The organism is Fluviicola sp. (assembly GCF_030151805.1).
GTDB lineage: Bacteria > Bacteroidota > Bacteroidia > Flavobacteriales_D > Crocinitomicaceae > Fluviicola.
On record NZ_JASLCN010000452.1, the window covers coordinates 1 to 4,986 of the forward strand.

6 protein-coding genes are annotated in these 4,986 nt (G+C 40.9%); all 6 read left to right on the forward strand.

Features of this window, described 5'->3' with window-relative positions; genetic code table 11:
- Window positions 1-321: 321 nt before the first annotated feature.
- Window positions 322-705, forward strand: coding sequence for a hypothetical protein (locus Q1V93_RS17170; protein WP_300666370.1), 384 nt, complete (start codon window positions 322-324; stop codon window positions 703-705).
- Window positions 706-815: 110 nt separating this feature from the next.
- Window positions 816-1,856 (forward strand): tetraacyldisaccharide 4'-kinase, encoded by a 1,041-nt coding sequence (lpxK, locus tag Q1V93_RS17175; RefSeq protein ID WP_300666371.1) that lies wholly within the window; start codon window positions 816-818, stop codon window positions 1,854-1,856.
- A complete protein-coding gene (locus Q1V93_RS17180) occupies window positions 1,828-2,640 on the forward strand; it encodes a purine-nucleoside phosphorylase (protein WP_300666378.1) in 813 nt (270 codons plus the stop codon). Before lpxK ends, Q1V93_RS17180 begins: the two co-directional genes overlap by 29 nt.
- Window positions 2,641-2,664: 24 nt before the next feature.
- Window positions 2,665-2,931 carry a four helix bundle protein gene (locus Q1V93_RS17185; RefSeq protein ID WP_300666373.1) on the forward strand — a complete coding sequence of 89 codons (267 nt, stop codon included), beginning with the start codon at window positions 2,665-2,667 and terminating at the stop codon, window positions 2,929-2,931.
- Between the two features lie 192 nt (window positions 2,932-3,123).
- Complete coding sequence (gene gatB, locus Q1V93_RS17190) at window positions 3,124-4,584, forward strand: Asp-tRNA(Asn)/Glu-tRNA(Gln) amidotransferase subunit GatB (protein WP_300666375.1); 1,461 nt, start codon at window positions 3,124-3,126, stop codon at window positions 4,582-4,584.
- Window positions 4,584-4,986: DUF4369 domain-containing protein (locus Q1V93_RS17195; protein WP_300666376.1), on the forward strand; the 403-nt coding region annotated here is incomplete at its 3' end. The genes gatB and Q1V93_RS17195, both read left to right, overlap by 1 nt.

The following is a 4,986-nucleotide window of genomic DNA, read 5'->3' on the forward strand; positions in this document are numbered from 1 at the left end:
ATAGAAATGAGAGACACAGCATAAAATTACGAATTCCCAATCTTATTCCTACCGGGATAATCCAATCATTCGGAATTCAACTTCCCTTCTTAATCATCGAAATTCTTCTAATTCGGCATTCGTAATTCGTAATTCGTAATTAAATCTCCCCTAAAGCATTCCGGCGCACCTTCCATTACAACGTCCTCAAATTCAAAAAAGAAAATTTGTTTTTCCTTCATGAAAATCATAAATTCCAGTGATACAAATCATATTTTGGCAATTCACACTTCCCTATCTTTAACTCAAATAAAAACATTACATCACTAAAAATTAAAAACCATGAGTCAGAATGAATTTATCTACAAACAACATGAAGAAAACGTTGATTGGTCAAGCAAATTAGATTTCTACAAAGACGAAATCAAAATACTTCAGAAACGCCTGGAAGAAATAGCAGCAAAAAACAATCACAAGGATGTATTGGCTCTTGTCGAACAGTTTCAGGATCGTTTAATCATTCACCGGAATACAGTCGATGAAATACAGCACAAAGTAACAATTTCAGAAGATCGGCTGCAGGAAGAAATAAACCAAAATCCCGTCGCTGCCGATCACCGGAAAGTTCCTGATCATCAAAGCGAAAAAGAAGCGATTCAAACTTTTGAAAAAGTATTCAGCGAACTCCACGAAGAATTTAATCGCTTTGTTTCCAAATGGATGTAACACATCCATTACTTACCAATGATCAATCAAGGGAGCTCTATAAAACAAACAGTTCCCTTCCTTGCTATTTTTCACCGGGCCGGTGAAGGATTTCTATTATCTTTATCTCCATGTTTTCATGGCGTCTGTTCTTGCTTCCCTTATCCTGGATTTACCTGCTGATTGTTGGTATCCGGAACAGACTGTTTGACTGGCATATTTTCAAATCGCACGTCATTCCGGGAGCATCCGTCTGCATTGGAAACATCACAGTGGGCGGCACTGGAAAATCTCCGATGACTGCCTATTTAGCCGAATTATTCCAAAACGATCATCCGGTGATTCTATCGCGCGGATATGGCCGGAAAACCCGGGGACTTCATATTGCAACTCCTGAAAGCACCGCCACAGAAATCGGGGATGAACCGATGATGTACTGGACTACGTTTCAAAACAACATTCCGGTTGTCGTTTCTGAAAAAAGGCAACTGGGCATTGACTGGATTCGTGCAAACAAACCAAATTCGCTGATTCTATTGGATGACGCTTACCAGCACCGCGCTGTAAAAGCCGGATTCAATCTGTTGTTGATGACTTATGACCGACCGGTTTTCAACGATTTTGTTTTTCCGGCAGGAAACCTGCGCGAATCAAGAGCAGGGATGAAACGCGCAGATGTGGTCGTTGTTACCAAATGCCCGAAAAATCTGAGTCCGGAACAAAAAGAACGCTTTTTCAAAAAAATCCCTGTTTCGCGGGAAAACACCTTCTTCAGTGAGATCATTTACGGAGAGTTAAAAGGATTATTCGGAGCCGTTTGGGAACCTGTTGATAAAGTAATTCTGGTAACCGGAATTGCACAGCCCGAACCGCTGGTTCGTTTTTTAACTGAAAACCATTCCGTTGAGTCCATTCAGTTTCCGGATCATCATGCTTTTACCTCGACAGATATTCAGCAAATTCAGCAAAAAGTTGCTACTTTTGCAAACCAACGTTGTGTGGTCATTACAACTGAAAAAGATGCGGTACGTTTTGCAGAATGGAAAGAAGAGATTATCCAATCGAAAATTCCTTTTTTTGTACAAAGTATCTCACTGAAAATAGATAGAGAAAACGATTTTAAAGACTTACTTAAAAATTATGTTGTTAGAGCAAATGAAAGAAGCAGCTGATTACATCAGCAGCAAAACGCAGGTTAAACCGGGCATCGGAATTATTTTAGGAACCGGATTGGGTGGATTGGTAAAGGAAATCGAAGTGATCGATGAAATCCCTTACGAACAGATTCCTCATTTCCCCGTTTCAACCGTAGAAAGCCATTCCGGAAAATTGATTTTCGGAAATTTGGGTGGAAAAAAAGTAGTTGCCATGCAAGGTCGTTTTCATTTCTATGAAGGGTACAACATGCAGCAAGTAACATTCCCGGTTCGCGTAATGAAATTATTGGGAATCGAACGCCTTTTCGTAAGTAATGCTTCAGGAGGTGTGAACCCGGATTTCGAAGTAGGTGAAATCATGATTTTGAACGATCACATCAACTTGTTCCCTGCACACCCGCTGATCGGTAAAAATATTGATGAGTTGGGACCTCGTTTCCCGGATATGAGCGAACCTTACGACCACACAATGGTTGATTTGGCGAAAAACATCGCTGCCGAAAACAATATCAAAGTTTCTGTTGGGACATACGCTGCTTTGACAGGACCAACATTGGAAACTCCGGCAGAATACGGATACGTTCGTGCAATCGGAGCCGATGCAGTTGGAATGTCTACGATTCCGGAAGTAATCGTTGCGCGTCACATGGAAATTCCTTGTTTCGCGATCTCCATCATTACGGATTTAGGAGTTCCCGGAAAAATTCAGAAAGTAAGTTTACAGGATGTCATCGATGTGGCTAGCAGACAAGAACCTAAGATGACATTGATTATGCGTGAATTGATTTCCAAGATTTAATAGGATATTCAGACTCTTGAATAGATGAAAAGAGGACATAATTTCAGAGAATTAAAGATTTGGAAAGAGGCTATTTCGACTGTTAAACCGGTTTATATCTTAAGTTCAAATCTCCCTGATTCAGAAAAATATGACCTAAAGTCTCAGATGAACCGGGCAGCCGTCTCTATACCGTCAAATATTGCAGAGGGAACTGGTCGATCATCGGAGAAAGAGTTTATTCATTTTCTTAGAATTGCAGTATCTTCATCCTATGAATTAGAAACACAATTGGTTCTTGTTGAAGAATGATTCGAAATTTCTACTGAAGAAATCAGATTGAAACGAATTAATTTACAACCAATGATCGGAGGTTTTATCAGGTCCATACAAGAATAAAATTAAAAATTGACTTTAGATTTGATGTGACGGTATTTTAGACCCGGAAATAATTTTTTCAAGTCTGAAAATCTGAAAATCTGAAAATCTGAAAATCTGAAAAGAATGAGTACAGAAATAAGAGATAAATACGAAGTAGTAATCGGGTTAGAAGTTCACGCTCAGTTGTTGACGAAAACAAAAGCCTATTCTTCCGATATCAACGAGTATGGTGCACATCCGAATACCAACGTCAGTGTGGTTACTTTGGGGCATCCCGGAACCTTGCCGGTGATGAACAAAAAAACAATCGAATTCGCAGTGAAACTTGGTTTGGCTTGCGGTTGTACGATTGCGGAGCACCAGCATTTTGCACGTAAGAATTATTTCTATCCCGATCTTCCGAAAGGATACCAGATTACGCAGGATACAACACCGATTTGTACCGGAGGTGCTATTATCATTAAAACGGAAAACGGAACTGAAAAGACAATCGGATTGACGCGGATTCACATGGAGGAAGATGCCGGAAAGTCAATTCACGATGTGGATTTATACGACACCCTGGTCGATTTGAACCGTGCCGGAACACCGCTTTTGGAAATCGTATCTGAGCCGGAAATCCGTTCCAGCCAGGAAGCCTACAATTACCTGACGGAAGTGCGCCGTTTGGTTCGCTACCTGGATATTTGTGACGGAAACATGGAAGAAGGTTCACTTCGTTGTGATGCCAATATCTCCGTTCGTTTGAAAGGTGCTTCTGAATTCGGAACAAAGGTCGAAGTGAAAAACATGAACTCGATCCGGAACGTACAACGTGCGATTGAATTTGAAATCGAACGCCAGATCATTGCCGTGGAAAACGGAGAGCGCATTTCACAGGAAACCCGCAGTTTCGACGCTTTGAAAGGAATCACGATTTCCATGCGAAGCAAAGAAGCAGCAAACGATTACCGTTATTTTCCGGAACCGGATTTACAACCAATTGTTGTGGATGCAACCTATGTAAACCAGGTGAAATCCAAAATGCCGGCACTTCCGAGAGAATTGTATGCAAAATATACTCAGGATTTGAAACTTTCGGACTATGATGCCGGAATTCTGACAGATTCGAAGTCCATTGCTTTGTTCTTTGAAGAAGTGATTGCCAATACGAAAAATTACAAAGCTGCGGCCAACTGGACCATGGGGGAAGTGAAATCGTATTTGAATCAGAATGGTTTGGAAATCGAAGAATTACCGATTTCAGCACCGCAAATTGCAGCAATCATTAACCTGATTGAATCGGGAAGTGTTTCAAATTCGGCAGCGGCACAAAAGCTGTTTCCGGCTTTAATCGAAACTCCGGCTTCAAATGTGAAAGAATTAGCTGTTTCGTTGAATATCATCCAGGAATCCAACGCTGATTCGTTAAAAGAAGTTATTTTGAGCGTTTTCAAGCAACACCCGGACGAGGTTTCCCGTTTTAAAGCAGGAGAAAATCAGCTTACAGGATTCTTCATGGGACAAATCATGAAAGCATCCGGTGGTAAAGCAGATCCAAAAACAACCAATGCGTTATTGCGCGAATTAATACAAACTGTTTAATGACTCGTTTCAATTTTTTCATCGCCTTCCTTTTAGGATCATTTGTTCTTTCTTCGTGCGGAGACAACTCCGTGAATGAAGAAACCGGATTGGTGAACAACTTTCACATTGAAGGAACCATAAAAGGGGCAGCCAATCAAAAATTCAAGATAGAAGCTCAATCCCAGCAAGGAGTGATTGAAGTAGCGCAAACCGTAACGGATGCCGACGGAAACTTTTCATTAGACGGAAACATTCCGGGAATGGGAATCTACTCGCTTACTCTTGGTGATAATGGAAAGAATTCACTTGTCATCCCGATGGATCTCAATGACAAAATCGAACTGAAGGCAACAAAAGAAACCTTTGCTTCAAGTCCTGTTTTCTCCGGAACAAAATGGGCAAAACCGCTCACAAAATACA

Bases quoted from the DNA above. Each gene is read 5' to 3' on its own strand.
- Q1V93_RS17170 (WP_300666370.1), top strand. From the start codon at position 322: ATGAGTCAGAATGAATTTATCTACAAACAACATGAAGAAAACGTTGAT.
- lpxK (WP_300666371.1), top strand. From the start codon at position 816: ATGTTTTCATGGCGTCTGTTCTTGCTTCCCTTATCCTGGATTTACCTG.
- Q1V93_RS17185 (WP_300666373.1), top strand. From the start codon at position 2,665: ATGAAAAGAGGACATAATTTCAGAGAATTAAAGATTTGGAAAGAGGCT.
- gatB (WP_300666375.1), top strand. From the start codon at position 3,124: ATGAGTACAGAAATAAGAGATAAATACGAAGTAGTAATCGGGTTAGAA.